General features: G+C 49.7%; 18 protein-coding genes. 12 read left to right on the top strand and 6 right to left on the bottom strand.

What is annotated here, in order from left to right; translation table 11 throughout:
- The first annotated feature begins 165 nt into the window (after positions 1-165).
- The 8 genes from ADS79_RS28605 (at position 166) to purU (ending at position 7,180) form a co-directional block, all read left to right on the top strand.
- On the top strand, positions 166-663 hold the full coding sequence (locus ADS79_RS28605) for a DinB family protein (protein WP_049741851.1): 498 nt from the start codon (positions 166-168) through the stop codon (positions 661-663).
- A gap of 65 nt (positions 664-728) precedes the next feature.
- Positions 729-1,247 (top strand): ribonuclease FAU-1 family protein, encoded by a 519-nt coding sequence (locus ADS79_RS28600; protein WP_049741850.1) that lies wholly within the window; start codon positions 729-731, stop codon positions 1,245-1,247.
- A gap of 184 nt (positions 1,248-1,431) precedes the next feature.
- Positions 1,432-2,172 (top strand): UMP kinase, encoded by a 741-nt coding sequence (pyrH, locus tag ADS79_RS28595; protein WP_049741849.1) that lies wholly within the window; start codon positions 1,432-1,434, stop codon positions 2,170-2,172.
- Between the two features lie 210 nt (positions 2,173-2,382).
- Positions 2,383-3,573: an HlyD family secretion protein gene (locus ADS79_RS28590; protein ID WP_049741848.1), complete on the top strand. Its 1,191-nt coding sequence runs from the start codon at positions 2,383-2,385 to the stop codon at positions 3,571-3,573.
- The gene (locus tag ADS79_RS28585; RefSeq protein ID WP_049741847.1) at positions 3,570-4,322 is read left to right on the top strand and encodes an ABC transporter ATP-binding protein; all 753 of its coding nucleotides are present in this window, start codon (positions 3,570-3,572) and stop codon (positions 4,320-4,322) included. The genes ADS79_RS28590 and ADS79_RS28585 overlap by 4 nt, the downstream gene beginning before the upstream one ends.
- Positions 4,322-5,461, top strand: a complete 1,140-nt coding sequence (locus tag ADS79_RS28580) for an ABC transporter permease (protein ID WP_049741846.1) — start codon at positions 4,322-4,324, stop codon at positions 5,459-5,461. The genes ADS79_RS28585 and ADS79_RS28580 overlap by 1 nt, the downstream gene beginning before the upstream one ends.
- 18 nt (positions 5,462-5,479) lie before the next feature.
- A complete protein-coding gene (locus tag ADS79_RS28575) occupies positions 5,480-6,154 on the top strand; it encodes a TetR/AcrR family transcriptional regulator (RefSeq protein WP_049741845.1) in 675 nt (224 codons plus the stop codon).
- A 129-nt stretch (positions 6,155-6,283) separates the two neighbouring features.
- The gene (purU, locus tag ADS79_RS28570; RefSeq protein WP_049741844.1) at positions 6,284-7,180 is read left to right on the top strand and encodes a formyltetrahydrofolate deformylase; all 897 of its coding nucleotides are present in this window, start codon (positions 6,284-6,286) and stop codon (positions 7,178-7,180) included.
- Between the two features lie 97 nt (positions 7,181-7,277).
- Here purU and ADS79_RS28565 read toward each other — a convergent pair whose 3' ends face one another.
- Complete coding sequence (locus ADS79_RS28565; RefSeq protein WP_049741843.1) at positions 7,278-8,174, bottom strand: LysR family transcriptional regulator; 897 nt, start codon at positions 8,172-8,174, stop codon at positions 7,278-7,280.
- A gap of 117 nt (positions 8,175-8,291) precedes the next feature.
- Here ADS79_RS28565 and ADS79_RS28560 point away from each other — a divergent pair, with 117 nt between their 5' ends.
- A complete protein-coding gene (locus tag ADS79_RS28560) occupies positions 8,292-9,503 on the top strand; it encodes an MFS transporter (RefSeq protein ID WP_049741842.1) in 1,212 nt (403 codons plus the stop codon).
- Here ADS79_RS28560 and ADS79_RS28555 read toward each other — a convergent pair.
- Together ADS79_RS28555 and ADS79_RS28550 are read right to left on the bottom strand one after the other, a co-directional pair.
- Entirely contained in the window at positions 9,481-10,161 is a 681-nt protein-coding gene (locus tag ADS79_RS28555) for an alpha/beta hydrolase (protein WP_049741841.1), read from the bottom strand. The genes ADS79_RS28560 and ADS79_RS28555 overlap by 23 nt on opposite strands.
- Positions 10,162-10,339: 178 nt before the next feature.
- A complete protein-coding gene (locus ADS79_RS28550; protein ID WP_049741840.1) occupies positions 10,340-10,933 on the bottom strand; it encodes a nucleotidyltransferase family protein in 594 nt (197 codons plus the stop codon).
- Between the two features lie 308 nt (positions 10,934-11,241).
- Between ADS79_RS28550 and ADS79_RS28545 the strand changes: the two genes are divergently transcribed.
- Positions 11,242-12,471: a beta propeller repeat protein gene (locus ADS79_RS28545; RefSeq protein WP_049741839.1), complete on the top strand. Its 1,230-nt coding sequence runs from the start codon at positions 11,242-11,244 to the stop codon at positions 12,469-12,471.
- An 87-nt stretch (positions 12,472-12,558) separates the two neighbouring features.
- Here the strand turns inward: ADS79_RS28545 and ADS79_RS28540 are convergent, their stop codons facing one another.
- The 3 genes from ADS79_RS28540 to ADS79_RS28530 all read right to left on the bottom strand — a co-directional run bounded on the left by ADS79_RS28540 (position 12,559) and on the right by ADS79_RS28530 (position 14,987).
- Positions 12,559-13,311: an SDR family NAD(P)-dependent oxidoreductase gene (locus ADS79_RS28540; protein ID WP_049741838.1), complete on the bottom strand. Its 753-nt coding sequence runs from the start codon at positions 13,309-13,311 to the stop codon at positions 12,559-12,561.
- Positions 13,312-13,489: 178 nt separating this feature from the next.
- A complete protein-coding gene (locus tag ADS79_RS28535; RefSeq protein ID WP_049741837.1) occupies positions 13,490-14,146 on the bottom strand; it encodes a CoA transferase subunit B in 657 nt (218 codons plus the stop codon).
- A 148-nt stretch (positions 14,147-14,294) separates the two neighbouring features.
- On the bottom strand, positions 14,295-14,987 hold the full coding sequence (locus ADS79_RS28530) for a CoA transferase subunit A (RefSeq protein ID WP_049741836.1): 693 nt from the start codon (positions 14,985-14,987) through the stop codon (positions 14,295-14,297).
- A 301-nt stretch (positions 14,988-15,288) separates the two neighbouring features.
- On the opposite strand from ADS79_RS28530, the gene ADS79_RS28525 reads away from it, so the two are divergent.
- Together ADS79_RS28525 and ADS79_RS28520 are read left to right on the top strand one after the other, a co-directional pair.
- On the top strand, positions 15,289-16,527 hold the full coding sequence (locus ADS79_RS28525; protein WP_049741835.1) for an efflux RND transporter periplasmic adaptor subunit: 1,239 nt from the start codon (positions 15,289-15,291) through the stop codon (positions 16,525-16,527).
- Positions 16,520-19,765, top strand: a complete 3,246-nt coding sequence (locus ADS79_RS28520) for an efflux RND transporter permease subunit (RefSeq protein WP_049741834.1) — start codon at positions 16,520-16,522, stop codon at positions 19,763-19,765. Before ADS79_RS28525 ends, ADS79_RS28520 begins: the two co-directional genes overlap by 8 nt.
- Positions 19,766-19,800 lie beyond the last annotated feature (35 nt).

Here is a 19,800-nt window from a genome sequence, read left to right as displayed (position 1 = left end):
ACAAAACGCCGTTTAGAAATGAGCGGCGTTTTAGTCGTAGCGCAGCCTAGCTCACCGTGTCTCCTGGTAGAGCTAGGTTTTCTATTAGAAAAAAGACGAACGTACGTGCTATAATAGAAATGGAAATATTTACATGGTCATAGATTTCTCTGGAGGCGGAAAAAAATGAAGATGCTGTTTTCATATAACTGGCAAGTGCGGGACGAATGGTTTGAATGGTGCAAGCAGCTGTCTACGGAACAATTGCTGCAACAGCGTGTGGGAGGTGCAGGAACGATTCTCTACACCTTGTTTCATATTGCAGATGTGGAATACAGCTGGCTGCGTGGAGTCCAAGGCAAGCCGGATCTTGTCGTAGCTTACGAAGACCATCAATCGCTTCAGCAAGTAAAGGAGCTGTCAGATGCATGGCGTGTGGAGTTGTCCGCTTTTCTGGAAGAGTGGTCAGGTGAGCAGGATGATGTAGCTGTACGTGTGCCATGGAGTGAAGAGGAGCATACCAAAGGAGAAATTATCAGGCATGTCTTGGCTCATGAAATCCATCACATGGGGCAATTGTCCATTTGGGCGCGGGAGATGGGATGCAAGCCGATTTCAGCTAATGTAATCGGCAGAGGCCTGGCAAAAAAGCATCGAGAGAAATCCAAAAATCTGGAAATGTAATATCTGACAAACGTGTCCTATTCATGGTAGAGTAATAGGTACCAAATCGACGAGGAGAACAGGCCATGAAGCGAAAAAGAGCAGACCGCCCTGGTTGGAGACGCGTCAAACGATTGGGTTATCAAGAAAAGTGGGTAGATGCCTTATCTTTTACCGGCTATGCCGTTCGCTTGACACTAGATGAGGTAAGCGATCCCGCCTATATGCCTGTCGGTGAAAAACTACTGTGTGTAGGAGATAGAGGGTACGTATATTTGCAATACTTCCCACGCGATCAGGCGTATGCTGTTACGAAAATGCTGGATGAGCTGGGCAACACCGTGCAGTGGTATATCGATATTTGCAAAGGCCACGGCAAGGATGAGAATGGGCACATCTGGTATGATGATCTCTACTTGGACATCGTGGTACTGCCGCATGGAGAGATCTACCTTTTGGATGAGGATGAGCTGGACGAGGCTCTCCAAAAAGGACTGATCACGAGCGAGGAGCACCGCTTTGCCTGTGAAACGGCAGATATACTGCTAAAAGAAATCATGGCAGGCAAGAGAGATGCCTTTGACTTTCCGAATTTCTTTGCATAAAATGATGAAGAGTTTTTGACTGGATCAATAAAAGGGGGGACAGGGGATGAAAAAAACGTTCACGAACGATCTGTTTCATTCCCTATTCCCATAAAGAACGAAGGCAGCAATTGCTTTCGTTCTTTTTTTTCCCATGGAGAGGCGAAGCGAATGTAAGAAAGAAGAGAACGCTCGAAAAAGGGGGATGCCTGTGCGGTACAAACGCGTTTTGGTGAAGCTAAGTGGCGGAGCGGTTGCAAATGAAAATGGATTCGGCTTTAATCCGGATCAGCTGGAGAATATCGCTAACGAAATTTTGGCACTCGTAAACATGGGCGTCGAGGTAGCGATTGTCATCGGGGGAGGCAATATTTTTCGCGGCAACATGGCCGATATGTGGGGAATTGAGCGGGTCGAAGCGGACAATATCGGGACATTGGCAACCGTGATTAACAGCTTGATGCTGCGGGGGGTTCTGAAGGCGAGGGTGAATCGGGAGGTACGAGTCATGACTGCTGTTCCGATCAATGCCGTCGCGGAACCGTATATTCGCTTGCGTGCCGTGCATAATCTGGAAAAGGGCTATGTCGTTATTTTCGCTGGTGGAAATGGTCAGCCATACGTTACGACCGATTATCCGGCTGTCCAACGCGCACTGGAAGTGGAGGCAGATGCATTGCTCGTAGCCAAGCATGGGGTAGACGGCGTATTTACGGCTGACCCACGAACAGACGCAACGGCTAAACAATACGTAGAGGTATCCTTTGACGAGATTGTCAGGCGGGATCTGCGTGTGATGGATCAGGCAGCGATGATTTTGGCGAGAGATCATGGCTTGCCTTTGCACGTGTTTAATTTTGACCAGCCTGGGGCTATGGCGCGAATATGTAATGGTGAACAGGTCGGGACCTTCATTAATCGCCATGGAGAAGCCGTATATAAATAAGCAAAGAAGCAGCGCAAAGCCTCTCCCATGTGGAGAGGTTTTTTGAATGGTGAAAACAGATCTTTACATCAGGGGAGGAACGCTCATATAATCACAGTAGAGTGAGTGATCACTCGCTTTTTAGAGATAGGTCGAAAGGATGAACAGTTAAGGACTTTTTTTATCCGTTTTAGTTAGTGATTACTCACATCAAAATGCGGGGTGGCTCGTATGAAAAGATTATTTAGCACCATACTTACAGGCGGACTTGTGCTTGTATTGGCAGGATGCACGTGGCTCGGACAGACAGAACAGTCCTTGTCCGGGACGGTAGAAGCAGAGGAGCTGCCGATTGTAGCAGAGGTAGGTGGCTTGGTTACAAGCGTCAAGGTAGAGGAAGGAAGCGCGGTGACCAAAGGGCAGGTGCTCGCAGAAATAGACAAGCGCAGCTACCAGATAGCTGTTGATGAGGCAAAGGCGGCGCTGGAGCAAGCGACAATACGTGTAGAGGAAGCGAGAGCGGGCTCACGTGATTCTGCTATCCAAAAAGGAATTGCTGGCGTACAGCAGGCAGACGCGAATGTTCATTTGGCTGAGGCGAGAAAGAAGCAGGCAGATGCGGGTATCGTACGGGCGCAGGAACAGCTGGCACAGTCCGAATCACAGCTTCAAGGTGCACAGGAGACTCTACTCTACCAACAAAGACGCGTCCAGGAAGTGACTGCCCTATTTGCAAAAGGGGCAATCTCCAAAAAAGACTTGGAGGCGCAGCAGGAGGCAGCCAGTCAGGCTCAAACACAGCTAAATCAGCTGAAGGCACTCGTCGCACAGGCCGAGGCACAGGTCCGCTCCGCACAGCAGGACGCCGCCGCTGCTATGGCGCAAACGGGAACAGCGCAAGCACAGGTAGCAGGAGCCAAGGCCGATTTGGACTTGCTAAAAGAAGGCAGCACAGACTACACGATCCGGGCATTGCTTGCAACGCAGCAGCAGGCACAAGCAAAGCTGGATTTGGCGAAGCTCCAATTGGAAAAGGCACAAATCACCGCAGCAGCGGATGGAGCCCTGCTCCGGTCCTCTATCGAGCAGGGTGAGGTGGCAAAGGTCGGTGCTACGCTGTTCACAATGATGAAAGCGGATCGACTGAAGCTCGTTGTGTACATCCCTGAAGCGCAGCTGAATCGCGTACAAAAAGGACAAGAGGTAAGCATACACGTAGATGCGTATCCAGATGAGACCTTCAAGGGGCGAATCAGCACGATCTCGGAAAAGGCAGAATTTACGCCAAAAAATGTACAGACACCAAATGAGAGAACCAAGCTCGTTTTTGCCGTGACGATTTCAATTACGGAGGGCCTTGATAAGATCAAGCCAGGAATGCCAGCTGATGTGCTGCTGGCGGATCAGGGGGGAGCACGATGAATGCTGCGATTTCGTGCGAACAGCTGACCAAGCGCTTTGGGGATCGCGTCGCGGTCAATCATCTCACCTTGACGGTACCAAAAGGCTCCATCTACGGTTTTCTCGGTCCAAATGGCTCTGGTAAATCGACCACGATCCGTATGCTGTGCGGACTTCTTACTCCCACTACAGGAAGTGGAACGGTACTGGGGTTTGACGTGATGACACAGAGTGAGGAGATCAAGCAACGAATCGGATACATGTCGCAAAAATTTAGCCTGTATGAAGATTTGACCGTCGAGGAAAATCTCGATTTTTACGCAGGGGTGTATCAGCTCGGGGCAGCAGAGCGCAAGCATCGCAAAAAAGAGCTGATCGAGATGGCGGGACTAAACGGAAGGGAAAAACAGATTGCTGGCTCCTTGTCTGGCGGCTGGAAGCAGCGTCTTGCTCTGTCCTGCGCTCTTTTGCACAGACCGGAGCTGCTGATTTTAGATGAACCAACAGCAGGTGTCGATCCGGTATCCAGACGTATTTTTTGGGAAGTCATTCACCGACTGGCGGACGAGGGAATTACCGTTTTGGTGACCACACACTACATGGATGAGGCACAGACATGCGACTGGATCGGCTTTATCTTTTTCGGGAATCTGCTGGCAGAGGGAACGCCACAGGAACTGATTGATCAGCGAGGTGGTGGAAATCTGGAGGACGTCTTTATCGATCTCGTCAGACGTGAAGAGGCCAGACAGAGAGAGGAGGGGGTATGATGCGTAGGTTTGTCTGGGGACGCTACTGGTCCGTCGTGAAAAAGGAAATCATACAGATCAAAAGAGATCGCCCCAGCTTGGGGATTGCGCTCGTCATGCCCCTGATGCTCCTGTTCCTGTTTGGATATGCAGTCAACACGGACGTGAATGATATTAAGATGGTGGTCTGGAATCAAAGTCCTTCTACCGTGAGCCGTGAACTGATCGATCAGTTCGTCAATACACGGGTATTCCAGGTGCAGGCGCAAGTGAGCGGTTATGAGGCGATCGAGGCCATGCTTGATGAAGGGAGCGCTGATGTAGCTCTTGTCATCGGGCCGGACTATACGCGAAAAAGAGATCGGGGTGAGCGTGCTCACGTCCAGATGCTCGTTGACGGCTCCGATCCGAATATTGCCCGTACGGCTACATCTCATGCCCAGCTCATCGTCCAAAACCAGGCAATTACGCTACAGGAAACCAGGCTGCAAAAGCAGGGAATGGGGGAGCTGGAGTCCCCTCTTGCTCTGGATACGCGAGTCCTATTTAATCCCAATATGGAGAGCATCGTGTTCAATATCCCCGGCTTGATTGGGCTGATCATGCAAAATGTCACCATGATCCTGACCGCCTTTTCGCTCGTTCGTGAAAAAGAGCGGGGAACGATGGAGCAGCTGATCGTCACTCCGATTCGTCCGCTGGAATTGATGCTTGGCAAAATTACCCCCTATGTGGGAGTCGGACTGTTTTCCTTTTGCCTCGTACTTCTGGTAGGAACGAATTGGTTTGGTGTTCCGGTAAAAGGGAGCATCCCACTGTTAGTGACGCTGTCGATCCTCTTTCTGGTGACAACCTTGCTGCTCGGTATTTTCATTTCAACAATCGCGCGAACACAGCTGCAAGCGATGCAGATGGCGTTTGCCTTGATCCTGCCTAGCGTGCTTTTATCAGGCTTTATGTTCCCGCGCGATTCGATGCCGGTCGTGATACAATGGTTTGGTGGGCTTGTCCCGTTGACCTATTTTTTGGAAATTCTGCGCGGAATCTTTCTAAAAGGAGCGGGGCTTGATGCTCTGTGGCGAGACGTTGTCGGAATGGGAGTGTTTTGTCTCTTCATTTTGACGGTAGCCATCCTGCGATTCCGCAAAAAGATCGAATAGAGGAGCGTAAAGAAGAGGATGAACAAGCCATCATTTGAAGAGGGCCTGTTGCAATATGTCGAGGAGCTCAAGGACGAGAGCGAGATGACGGAAAAACAACGCAATATTTTGCGGGCCTCGATCAAGCTTTTTGCTGAAAAAGGGTTCCATGCCAGCTCTACATCGGAAATTGCCAAGGAAGCTGGAGTAGCAGAAGGAACGATCTTTCGTCACTACAAGTCCAAAAAGGATATTTTGCTGGCTGTCGTGGCACCTGTCCTGCTGAAGGTGGCAGCGCCGTTTATTTTGAAGGACGTCAGGGAAATTTTTAAGGAAGAGTCCAAGAAGCCTTTCACCGAGGTCATGACGCAGCTGTATCGCAACCGTCTGGAACTCGTCATGGCAAACGAAAAGCACGTTCGCATTATGCTGCAGGAGGCATTTTTTCATGACGAGATCAGAGAGGCATTGATCGCCAGCGTGTTTGCTGATGTCAAGGAAATGGCCAGAAAGCTGATTGAAGCAAAGGTAGATGTCGGTGAGCTGCGACCATTGCCTACCCAGGCTGTTTTTCGGGCTGTGCTGTCCTCGATGATCGGGCTGATCTTGTTCCGGCAAGTATTGGAACCGGATGAGTTTGGGACCTACAGCGACGAGGAGCAAATCGCCTTGAGTGTGGACATTTTGATGAATGGGATTGCAAATCGTGAATAGCTGTATGCTCTATCTAAAATAATTTATTGATCAACCCTTCTTAATTCGGCTTTTGGGTATAGAAATTGGTACAGGGAATGGTATAATTGCAAACAACTTTTTGCTGTTTACCATGGAGGAGAGAACATCATGCATTTGTTATCAGAGAGAGAATGGATGGCGTACCGCGAGAAAAATAAAGATCGTGCGCGTATGCTGATTTCCTGCCCAGACCGTGCGGGTATCGTGGCGGCTGTTTCTAATTTCCTGTTTCAACAGGGAGCCAATATTGTTCAATCGGACCAGTATACAACTGATCCGGAAACGGGTCGTTTTTTCATGCGGATCGAATTTGACCTGGTGAACCTGGGAGAGCGTTGTGAAGCCATTAAAATGGAGTTTTCACCGCTGGCCGAGAGCTTTGGCATGGAATGGTCCTTGGTTGAAGCGAAGAAACGCAAGAAGGTAGCGCTGTTCGTCTCCAAAGAAGACCACTGTTTGCTGGAGTTATTGTGGCGCTGGAAATCTGGGGAGCTGTTTGCGGACATCGCGGTTGTCATCAGCAATCACCCAGATATGCAGGAAACAGTGGAGTCTTTTGGAATCCCGTACCACTGCATTCCGGTGACCAAAGAAAACAAGCCACAGGCCGAAGAAGCACAGATCGCGGCTGCCGCAGGGGTAGACTTGATCGTGCTTGCGCGTTACATGCAGATTTTGTCCCCGCGCTTTATGGAGGACTATGCGATGCGCATCATCAACATTCACCATTCCTTCTTGCCAGCGTTTGTCGGAGCAAAACCGTATGAGCAAGCATACCGCCGTGGTGTGAAGCTGATCGGCGCGACTGCCCATTACGTGACAGAAGAACTGGACGCAGGTCCGATCATCGAACAGGACGTTCAGCGTGTGACGCACCAGGAAGACGTCGAGACGCTCAAACAGCTGGGACGTCAGGTAGAGCGCACCGTCCTCGCTCGCGCAGTTCGCTGGCATTTGGAAGACCGCGTGCTGGTGTATGGCAATAAGACGATTGTTTTCCCTTAATAGATGGAATTGCAAAGGGGCCTGTCCACTTGGATTGGGCCCTTTTGGTGTTTTTATTATCCTTACGTTTTCTCCCCTCCACACCAGCCCGACAACCTCATTCATTCAGCTCTCTTCCTAAAATCATATCCAAAAACCGCGCCACGACAGGCCGATGATTCTGATCATCCTCTCGCATGCACAAATAAACCGGACGATTAATATCGACTCCGGGCACCGTTACACGACCGACCTCCCCACGTGCCACCATTTCCCGGACAGCCAGCTCAGGGGCGAGCATAACACCATAACCAGCACGAACAGACTGGATCGATTCCACGAGCCCATGGTATTGCAGTCCGACCCGCGGGGGATTCACACCATTTTCCTTGCAAAGGGAAAAGAGGCGCTCCCGTGTCGAGCTTCCCTGCTCCCGCAATAGGAACGGTTCTTCTACGAGCTCGGCCAGTGAGATTTTTTGTCCGGCAAACGGATGATGAGCAGGGACGATGAACCAGTAGAGAACGTCAGTCAGATGGAAACGCCGGATGGGCAGGTTGTCCCACGACTCATTCGTAATGACCGCCAGATCGGCTTGACAGCGCAGCAGACGTTCGATAGATTGCTGCGAGTTGCCAGTGCGAATTTCAATTTCTACTTGTTCATGAACCTGTTTATAGGCAGCCAGCCATTTCGGAACAAGGTAATGAGAGGGGAGATAGGTGGAGGCAAGACGCAGCTTTCCTTTTGTTCCATCCTTGATCTCTTGCAGATGGGTTTCGATTTCTTTTTCCCAGTCATAGATGCGTCGTGCCTGCTCATACAGGAATTGACCTTCGTAGGTGAGTGTAATCCCGCGTCCTACTGGTGTCAGCAGAGTCATGCCCAGCTCATGCTCCAGCTTGCGAATTTGTGCGCTGACTGCTGGTTGGCTGATCGCAAGGGCATCAGCAGCTGCCGTGACACTGCCGCGTGCAGCTACTTCGACGAAAATCCGCAATGCGTGCAGGTTCATCTGGTACCTCCAATTCATAACGATTGGTTATGAGTTTTGTAGAAAGATGTATTGGATCGTATGAATGCTTCTATGTACTGTATAGCATAGAAGCGGGAGAGAGAAAAGGAGCAAATCATGAGAGAAATCAGCGGAAAGACACAGGTTATCGCCGTGGCGCTGGTCACAGCACTTTGTATGTTAGGGGATTCGATGCTGTATGTAGTGCTTCCGATTTATTGGAAGGAGGCGGGGCTTTCTTCCTTATGGGAAGTAGGGGTGTTATTGTCAGTTAATCGTTTGGTTCGAGTGCCGCTAGGGCCGCTGGTCGGCAAATGGTATGAGCGAACTGGAGGGCGTGCAGGCTTGTTTCTGGCAGTAGGGCTGGCATTTGTAACGACGCTTGCTTACGGCTTCCAAGGCTTTTGGCTATGGCTCATCGCACGTTGTCTGTGGGGCGTGGCCTGGACTTTTTTACGGCTGGGGGCATACTCCTTGATTGTGACGGTTACAGAAGAGCATAATCGTGGGCAGTTTATGGGCCTGTACAACGGATTGTACAGATTGGGCAGCTTGGGCGGGATGCTTGGAGGGGCATTGCTTGCATCTATGTACGGTATGTTTTTAGCATCAGCAGTGCTCGCCACGCTTTCGCTTTTTGCTCTCATTCTTTTAATTTTATACGTTCGGCCGACTTTTACGAGGCAGTTCCATCAAGCCATTCAGAGGACAGAAGAGCGGAGCTTGTGGAAACAAAAAAGCGTGCTGGCTACGCTCATGACAGCACTGTTTGTAACAATGGTTTATCAGGGCATGTTTACATCCGCTTTGAGCAGGTTGATTGAGCTTCGTCATCCATTCGTTGCAGTAGGCGGAGTCGTGCTTGGTGCGGCCGTTCTGGCTAGTCTGGTCCAAGGGCTTCGCTGGAGCTGGGAGCCTTGGGCAGCACCGTTGTTCGGCAAGCTGTCCGATCGCTATGGCAGAAAGAAACTGTTTATTTGGACGCTCATTATTGGCTCCATTTTGTTTGGGCTGCTGCAGGCTTCGGTGATGGTTGGCATGTGGTTTGCCATTCTGCTGGGGATACAGGTGACCGCAACGATTATTACCACCGTGATGGACACGCTCGCTGCGGATGAAGCGGCAAAGCAGACGAACAGTACAGCATTAATGACTGCCTACTCAGTCGTAACCGATATCGGGGCAGCGCTTGGACCGCTTGCTGCCTTTTGGATGGATGGCAGCCTGGGACTGGATGTAATGTGCACGATTATCGCAATCGTCTTGCTAGCCATCGCATTCGCTTGGGCACGTGAAAAAAGGTGGGTCAAAATGAACAGCGCTCCTTGATGGTCGCCATGACATGGGCGATTGCCTGTTCCTTTTCAGGGCCGTGCAGAAGATAATGGTTGGAATGCTCATACCAGCTGATTTGCGGATCAGCTGCCTTGTCAACGTGATTCGCTATGATCTCGGCACTCACAGCATGTACCGTATCGTCGTGCTTGGCCTGCAAAAGCACATAAGGAGTCGTGATTTTCGGCAGAAGAGGCTTGGTTTCGGACAGAAGCCGGCGAAATTGCAGCATGCTGCTAAAGGGAATTCTACCGATGCTGTATATGTAACGACGGGAATGAGTGGAGAAGTCCTCACGCAGATAGTGGAGGGCTTCTTTTACATCCCAGTATCTATAAGGGGTATTGATCGTAATGAGCAGCTTCACCGGGAACGATGTAGCCAGATGAAAGGCGAGTAGTCCACCCATGGAAAAACCGATCACGACAATCGAGTCTACACGCATGGAAAGGCGTTTGTAGGCTTCCATAGCGGAATTCAGCCATTCGTGACGGGTGCTTTTCGCCATGAGTCGCCGCGTTGCTCCATGGCCCTCGAGTGTTGGACACTCTACATGATAACCTTCTTCGCGCAGCTCTTTGGCGAGCGGGAGAATGTCATTGATGTCTCCGGCAAAGCCATGGATTAGGAGACAGCCGACTGTACGAGACATGCTTGATCTTCCTCTCAAATAATGGGGAATTTGTTTGCAAAACAAAAAAGGGTCCCAATAATTATTCCAGTTTTTCTTCGGAAGTATAATTGATTTTTTCGATCAACGCCGAACCAGATTTGGGATGGTGCTACTTGCATTATACAAATTAGGCTACCTGTTGTTAACAAAATAAACCCTATAAAGCTGACATTTCTTCTACATTTCCCGCTTCCTCAATCAGTTGGTGGATACGCGTGCGCAGGAAGCCCGGCAGTTGACGTTCCAGCACCTTGCGCAGTCGATCTGGATCAGAGCCGGTGGATTGTTTCCAATACGTTTCGATCCCTTCGGCTCTCTCCATCTTCCCGGGAATGAGACTATACAGCGTATACCAATCCTCAAGCGAAGCAAGGGGGACGTCAATGTCACCTGACAAACGAACGATTCGGTCATTCTTTTCAGGGCGCCAATCCAGCCAGTAGGTTCCCTCCTCATGGTGAATACCGAATAAACCCAGCATGTCGACAGTTGTACTTGCAAACCTGTAGTGCGTGAAGTAGACCGTACAATAGGGTTCCTTGGAGGCCTTTTCGCTGTGGGTTCCCAGCAGCTTCATTATTTCATGAGCTCGCTCAGCATCCTGGGCAGTTACAAGTATATCCAGATCGTTTGCTTGTGGGCACAAGTCATATGCGGTCAACATAGCAGAACCGCCAAGTGCCCATTCGATCTTTTCCCGGTTCAAGTTAGTGGCGATGAGACGAAGAGCTTCTGTGTGCTTGGCGAACATGGAGAGAATAGCTCCTTTCTTGAGAGGCTTCCTATATGGATACATACAGAATGGGTGAATAAAGGCAGACTATCATATATTAATGGTAACAAATAGATGATTTACAAATATTTATATCAAATTTAATTCCACGACACAGACCCCTCGCAGCGGCAATGAATCTGGCCTACCAGTCATAGGTGCCAGACCACTCCCAAAAAACAAAATCCAAAACATAAACTGTAATAATTCGAAGCACCTGCCGTCTATTAGGTATGAATCTTCCTGCAATGCTAGGAAATTCGCAACACAGAAGGGATGAGAGCAGTATGAAGAAAAAAATGATCAGCGGAATCTCTGTTGTTCTTGGATTGAGCATAAGCATTTTGACAGGATGTCAGCAAGCAGGAGATAGCGTGAAAGCTCCGATCGAGCATGAAAATCAAAGCGCCAGTCACGAAGAAAGTACAAACGGGCAGCAGACTACCACGCCGCCACCACCGAGCTCCTCCGCCAGCGCTCCAGTGAATCCAGCTCCGGAAAAGACCTCTCTCGGCAAAGTAACCGCTGTGCGTATCGCGGACTTTCAGTCGGGATGGATCGGGGGTGACGGATGGATTGCGAAAACAGAGGATGGGGGTAGCCGTTGGAACCTTCAATACGAGCCAAAAGGAACCGTCAAGCAATTATTTGCATTAAGCAACCGCCAGGCATGGGCCGTGGTTGCCAAGAATGCCGAAACGCAAAATGAGCTTTCCTTGATACGTACAGAAGATGAAGGAAAGCATTGGACTGTCGTTGGCGAGATGCCTACTCACGATTTTCTCCACTTCGTCTCTGATCAGGAGGCTTTCAACGGACGATGGAGAACGACAAATGGCGGAAAGACATGGACGAAGCTGCCAGTTCCACCCAACATGATCGGAGAGCCGTATTTTCATGATCGAGCAGTAGGGTGGGCCGTGACAAAAGGACAGGACGCTTTTCAGGTGCAGCGCACAATAGACGGAGGGAAATCCTGGAGTGTAGTCATGAAGAAAAAGACAGCCGCTCCAGTTAATGGTGTTCTGATTCGCTCGGCTGGACCCCAGGATGCGTGGATCGAATGCATAGGAGACACTGGAATGACCCAAACGTCTTATTCACTGTTTCATACACCTGATGGTGGGAAGACGTGGCAGACTGTCATCGCAAAATCGACTGCCGGTGCAGGACCAGCTCCCGGATTTCCTATGGACTATCAAAATGGACCGGATATAGGTGGATCGAGCCCAGGACCGCTGTATGTCATTAATTCCAAGGAGGCATTTATGGGGGCCCAGTGCATGGCCTGCGACAAGCCGAATACAATCGGATGGACACTGGATGGCGGGAAGACACTCGGCAAAGGGACAGTGTCTCTGGAGGGCTATGGGGAAGAGCTGCTTGCCTTTGCGGATGCAAAGCATGGCTGGTGGTTCGTAACTGATCATGAAAAGCCGTCCATGATGTACGCGACATCTGATGGGGGTAAGCACTGGAATCTCGTGCATACGTTCGAACCTCCGAAGAAGCAGTAATCATTATTTTTGCGGTGGCAAGCAAAAAAGCCACCAAAACGGCGGCCTACACTCAGGATAGTTAGACAAAATGATAAGAATAGGAGGTTATCTTCCGCCACTAACATTGATGATTTCGCCCAATATATAATTAGATGCATCGGACGAAAGAAAAGCTATGCTTTCAGCTATTTCAACGGGTTTGGCTATTCGCTTAATAGGTATGGTAGAAGACATACGAGTGAGACGATCGTCATGGGGAGCAAATTTTTCATGGAAGGGTGTTTCAACCACCCCAGGTGCTACGCCGTTCACAATGATTCCGTACTCGATTAATTCTCTGGACATTCCAATAGTCATTGTATTTAAGGCTCCCTTAGAAGAAGCGTAATGAATGCTTTCACCAGCACCTCCGATGCGAGCAGCTGTTGAAGATATATTTATTATCTTGCCTTTTTTTCTGGGGATCATATGCTTTAATACAGCCTGTGAGCACAAAAGAACACTAATAATGTTTAGTCTGTATATTTCTTCCCACAATTCTTCACTTGCATCCATAAATGTACTCTGACGGATACCTCCAGCAGCATTATTAATCAAAACATCAATTGTACGAAAAGATGCTAGAGCACGATCAACCATTGCATGAACTTGATCTTTATTGGTGACATCAGCTTGAATAGCTATCGCCTCACCGCCATTTTCTTGAATACATTGTACGGCTTCTAAAGCTCCTTTTTCGTTGGTATGATAGTTAACGATGACCTGTGCGCCTTTAGACGCGAGTAATTCGGCTGTAGCCCGTCCAATTCCTGAGCTTGCTCCTGTTATTAAAATTGCTTTACCTAGTAGATCTTGCATGATTTCCCTCCTGGCTATAGAGTACTTAGGGTGTACATTACCGATTTTTATTGTCTTATCTTTTTATTATAAGAGAATGCTGGGTTAATTTGGTTGAGCTGTGATATATACCTAACCATCAATGCTGTCACAAAAAAAAGCGATCTCTCCGCACAAGGGATGAGATCGCTTATTTGTTTTACAGTCCAATTGTTTTCAAATCGGGAGATACAATCAGCTTTGGCTGTGTGCACGCTTGAATTTCTTCTGCCGTATAGCCTTCTGCGACCTCTACAAGCACCAGACCTTCAGGCGTCACATCCAGAACAGCGCGGTCTGTGATAATGCGATTCACGACCTTTTTCCCTGTCAGCGGAAGGGCACATTCGTTCAGGATTTTGGTTTCGCCGTGCTTGTTGACGTGGTCCATGATGACGACGATCTTTTTGGCACCGTGTACCAGATCCATGGCACCGCCCATGCCTTTTACCATTTTACCGGGGATCATCCAGTTTGCCAGATCACCCGCGGCAGATACTTCCATCGCGCCTAATATCGCAAGGTCGATATGACCACCGCGGATCATGGCAAACGACTCAGCACTGGAGAAGTAAGCTGCGCCAGGAATCGCAGTGACCGTTTCTTTACCAGCATTGATCAGATCAGGGTCCAGAGCATCCTCGGTCGGATACGGACCAATTCCCAAAAGACCGTTCTCTGATTGCAGCACGACCGTTTTTCCTTCCGGGATGTAGTTGGCTACAAGAGTGGGCATCCCGATCCCGAGGTTCACATAAAAGCCATCCTCGACTTCCTGAGCAGCACGAGTAGCGATTTGTTCACGTGTCAGCGACATATCTGTTTCCTCCCTTGAAATGCAAGATTAACGTGTAGGAATTTATAAGCGTTACGCTTATGAATTCCAGAGGGCATAAAAACCTTCCGCTAAAACGCGGTCGCTCATCTTTGAAAAGTTCTCGATAAGGTTTTTTTTAGATGTCTATTTAGGAGCGGACCGTACGCCGCTCGATCCGTTTTTCGAACGATGGAGCCTGGATGACACGCTGGACATATACGCTCGGTGTATGGATATGCTCTGGATCCAGCTCGCCGATTTCTACGATTTCTTCCACTTCCACGATCGTGATTTTTCCGGCTGCTGCCATCATCGGATTGAAGTTTTGCGCTGTTTTCCGGAACACGAGGTTGCCCATTTTATCTGCCTTCCATGCCTTGATGAGTGCAAAATCACCTGTAATGGCGTGCTCCAGCAAATATTCCTTGCCGTTGAAATCGCGTACCTCACGACCTTCCGCAATTGGAGTGCCGACGCCAGCAGGAGTATAAAAAGCAGGAATGCCAGCACCGCCAGCACGCACACGCTCAGCCAGTGTACCTTGCGGAGTCAGCTCAACTTCCAGCTCGCCAGAGAGGAACTGCCGCTCGAACTCCTTGTTTTCCCCCACATAGGAAGAAACCATTTTTTTGATTTGTTTTTCCCGCAGCAACAGACCAAGACCCCAATTATCGACACCGCAATTGTTGGAGACGACTGTAAGATTTTTAACGCCTTTGTCACGCAGGGCGATGATCAAATTTTCTGGAATCCCTACCAGGCCAAATCCGCCCACCAGCAAAGTAGCATTATCGTGGATATCAGCCACGATATCAGCATAGGATGTGTAAATTTTTGCCATGACGATCACTCCCACCATGAAAAAATAACGAACCGAAATGCTTGAAAGCGCTAACAAGCCAGCCCGAAGCTGCTTGAACGTTTTCACAATTCAATCATACATCATGTGAGTTACAAAAAAGAGACGAATCAACTGGATGCCCCTTTTTTTTAGACGATGTTCAATAATAAAAAAATATAAAAAATGACAGAAAAGTGATACAACTAGTTCCTTTTTTCTGTAAAATATATTTTGCCAGTTATTATTCTTCCTAGTAGAAAGAGTTTTTGGCGCAAAATGTGGGGTTGCTGAGGTGGAACGTATGAAAAAGTGGATCAGTCTCGCCGTCGTGGCTGTGCTGCTCGCAGGTTGCGAAAAGCTGGAAGAGAGTGTAGCCCAATTGAAAAAGATAGAGGAAGAGAGCGTTATCAAGCTGAAAACAGTCAACGCCTATACCGTAGAGGAAAATGCGGAAGCGAAGACGATGGAAGTCGCAGGTGTTGTCTCGCCGCGTCAGGAGCTTGCTCTGTCTTTTGGCGCTTCTGGCAAGATTGCAAGCATCCTCGTGCAAAAGGGAGGAACCGTCAAGGCAGGACAGACCTTGGCTACATTGGATGAAACAGCTTTGCAACAAGGCATAAATGCGGCACAGGGACAGGTCGCAAGTGCGAATATCCGCCGGAGCAAAGCGATTCAGGGCCCAGAAAGCCATGTGCTTCAAACACAGCAGCTACAAATAGAAAAGGCGCAGGAAACCTTACAAAAGGCAGAACGAGAGCATGCACAGGCTAGGATACTGTTCGAAGGTGGAGCGATTGCCAAGGATGAATTGGACCGACTTGCTCTGGCCCAGCGGCAGGCAAAGCTTACGCTGGAGGAGGAACGGGTTGCTTTGGGCAAGCTGAAGCAGGGAGCTGATCGTCTGGATGTTGAGCAAGCCAATGCAGATGTGCAGCAAGCCAACGTTCAGCTAAGCCGGGCGAAGCAGGACGCCTCAGATGCCATTTTGAAGGCGCCATTTTCCGGAGTGATTGCAGCGATCACCAAATCAGAGTCTGAACAAACAGCTGCAGGCAGCGAAGTCATTCGTCTGGTCGATACCTCCTCCTGGTTGGTTAAGCTGCAGGTAGAAAGTGAGCAGATCGGCAACTGGCAGCAAGGGGCAACCGTTAAGGTGAAAGCCACTGATGGCAGCGAGGCAGAGGGAAAGGTCACATTTGTCTCCCCGGTAATGGATCAGGGCCGGGGATCGTATCCAGTTGAAGTGACGGTAACCGGAAGCGATGTAAGTTGGAAGGGCGGCATGACGGTTACGTGCCAGTATCAGCTTGACGCTACTAACACGATGGTCGTTCCCGTTAGTAGCGTCGGTGTCGCGGAAGAAGAATACTACGTGATGAAGATTAAAGAAGATATAGTAACGAAGACGCCTGTGAAGGTAGGGGCAATGTACGGAACCTTCTATGAAGTACGGGAAGGACTTACTCTTGGTGATCAGATTGTCGGCTCAGGACTTTCCTACGTAGTGGATGGCGAGGCGGTGCAGGTCTCGAATGAATAACAAAACCATCGTATCCATTTTGCCTTCGCTTGCCAGAGTTTTCGCGGTTATTTGCTGCCTGCTGGCTATAGGGGCGGCACTGCGTTTGGACATCAAGCCATTTCCTGACCGACCTGTTCCGGTTTATACGATCAGCCTGACGGCACCGGGACTTTCTTCGGATAAGGTAGACGAGACGGTGACGCGAAAAGTGGAGGAGGCTGTACGTGCATTAGGCAGCGCAGCCACGATTGAAACCTCCTCTCGCACAGGTGCTGGAACCATTACTGTCGAAACGACAGAGGGCATCGGTTCAGATTACAAGGAGCGCTTGGAAAAGAAGCTTGATGAAATCACGAAGCAGCTTCCTGTAAAGGAATACAGCATCAGTCAGGATAATCTGGCGGACAGTCGGATCGGCTATTTCCTTGTACATGGGGCTGATCTGGTTACACTCTCGGATATCGCGCGCTATACAATCTATGAAAAACTGATCAGCACGCCGGGTATTGCACGTGTTGATGTAGATAACAGCGGTGTCCTGCAGCAGGTAGATCTTGTTTTCCGACCGTCTATACTACTCGCATATGGGCTGACCCCTGCAGATGTCGTGGGACAGCTGCCAGGAGACGTGATTGGTGAACAGCTCGGAAGTGTAGGGAAAAATCAGGATCGGGCTACTTTTCAATGGACCAGTCAGTCGGAAGGGCCACAAGGACTAGGAAAGCAGCTCATCACCACTGATAAAGGCTATGTTCCACTAAAGACGTTGGTCGATATTCGCGATTTACGTGGCAGCAAAGGGGATGTCGTTAACGTATATCACGGTTCTCCTGCAATCGGGATTTCTGTATATGCGGCTGATGTAGGGCAAATGCCTGCCATTCGCGCCGAGGTCTCCAGAGCGCTTGTGGAATTGAATAAAAATGCTGCCGGCAAGTATACCATTACAGACGCCTGGGACGATGCCCAGCCGATATCAGGAGCAATTGGGCAGTTAGCATTGCTTGGGGCACTTGCAGCTTGCTTAAGCGGTCTCTTTCTCTATTTGTCCCATCGACGAGCGAGTGTTGCCGTGCTGTCCCTTTTAGCGAACGTGCTTGGTGTGGGGACCGTACTTGGTGGAATGTGGGTCAGCAACGTACCATTGACCTTCTCAACTCTGGGGCCGTTGATTCTTTTTTCTCTGTTGTATACAGGTGCCGGCTCTTCATTATTTCATCGATTGCAAAGGCTAACCGCCTATACGCTTGCCGACAATTTGCGAGAGGCGTGGAGGCTGATGAAGCCGCTGCTCTTGACGATCGTCGTCTTGGGAGCAGGCTGGGCATGCCTGATGATGACAGATTTCCTCGAAGCACAAGACAGAGTCGCGCTCTATGATGCTTGGCCAGTGATTTTGTTAGGCACAGCCGCACTCCTTCTTGTCTATGGATTTATCATTCCGACGCTGGCAGGGACTTGGCTGGCAGGGGAAGTAGTAAGAAAAACAACAGAACGATCAGCGACAAAAGCAAAATTCTTTTTCATTTCCCGCTGGGAGCGTCTCGTAGGGCAGGGCTACCTGCCTTTCGGAATTACGCTGGTGCTGTCTTTGGTCGTTGTCGGGCTGTTTAAATCCTTTGTCCCGGTAGACTCCTTCGGACAGACCGCAGCGAATAAAAAGACGGTAACCTTGCAGATGGTTCAGGAGAGCAGTATAGATGATGCGATTCGTGCTGCGGGGGTTGCAGATGAACGGCTGCGCGGAATGGCAGAAGTGCATGATTTGTACACGGAAGCATCACGTGAGCAGTTGACCTTTCATTTGCAACTGGCTGATAAGTACGACTGGACGAGAAGCACAACCGATTTTGAAAAAGAGCTGGATAAGCAATTGCGCGGTATTCCAAGCACGGACCCATTTGCGCTGGTCGTGAGTGAGAATACGAAGTCACGACTCGAATTTACTGTAAAGGGACCTTCTTTGGAGACAACGAGAGACATTGCCAATTCGATTCTCGGCTATCTCCAAAAATTGAGATTCACGGACAAGGCAGGGCTTCCTATTATTACGGATCAGAGAATAGGCAGCGCTCAGACCGGAACCCACTTTGACATCCGGCCGAAGCAGGATATGCTGGCTCGCTATCGCGTAACGGAAAATGAAATAAAGCGTCAGCTGGAGAGCTATTTGGACGATCAAACCGCAGGCACCGTCCAGTGGAATGATCGGAATGTAGCGGTTCATGTACGTTTTCCGAACAAATGGATGGAACATCCCGATCAGGTGAAGAACATCTTGATTCGTACTCCTGAAGGAACGGTTCGCTTGAGTGATCTGGTAGATTGGTCGATTGCCAAAGCTGCGAATGTCTATGAGCGAAAAGACGGTTTGTACGTGTTCAAAGTAAGCAGCGCAGTTTCAAACCCGGGCTGGATCGATACGATGGCGTACACGATTCCGCTGAACATGCAAAAAACAATTCAGATTCCGGATGGGTATCGTGTTCTTAATGCAGATGAGCTGAAAAAACTGGATGAGGAACTAACAGACAAGAAGGATTGGGGCGGCAGAATGATCGTGCTGGCTGGACTTGCTGCTGCTGTGCTGATGGCGAGTCTGCTCCTGCACCGCAGAATTCGTGACGGCTTGTATGCCCTCATCCTGATGCCAGTCTTGTCTGGCAGTGTCCTGTTGGGACTGCTCATCACCGACCGCCCGATGAATGTCATGGCTTTTTACGGAATGACTGCCGCACTGTCTGTCCTGTTATCGCAAGCGCTGGTTCATCTCGATGAGCTGTATCAGGCCAAGGCAGAGCAGGAAAGCATCTGGACGGGTGTGCAGACTGGGGCGAGTCGTGCTTTTGCTAGCCAGCTCAGCGTGCTGGGGTCGGTGGCGATCGCCAGCCTGCCTCTTGTGCTTGGTTGGTCAAGCGGCATAGACGCTTTCGCCTCGTTTGCAAGTCCGCTTCTGGTTGGGACTTTGTTTGCGGGATTTGCTGCGATCGTACTAATCCCAGGCATGCAGTACGCTGCCGAAGTGAAACAGGCGACACAGAGTGAGTTTTCCTTTGCTGTACTCCTCCTTCGTATCCGTGTTTGGTGGGAGAACAACCAGGTTCGCCGCCAGGATGCAGCCATGCGGAAACGTCAGCTAAAACAGCTCAGAAGCGAGCAGCGCTCAAATGAGGAGAGGCACGGAACCAAACAACAAAGTGAGCTGGCAAAGGAAGATTTCTTGCCTTTGTCCGCTACGAAAGACGCCAATCTCTAATGATTGGCGTCTTTTCCTGCAAGTACAGCTATTGC

Source organism: Brevibacillus reuszeri (genome assembly GCF_001187725.1).
Taxonomy (GTDB): Bacteria; Bacillota; Bacilli; order Brevibacillales; family Brevibacillaceae; genus Brevibacillus; species Brevibacillus reuszeri.
The sequence above is the reverse complement of the archived record's forward strand: the minus strand, read 5'-3'. Positions and strand labels throughout refer to the sequence as shown.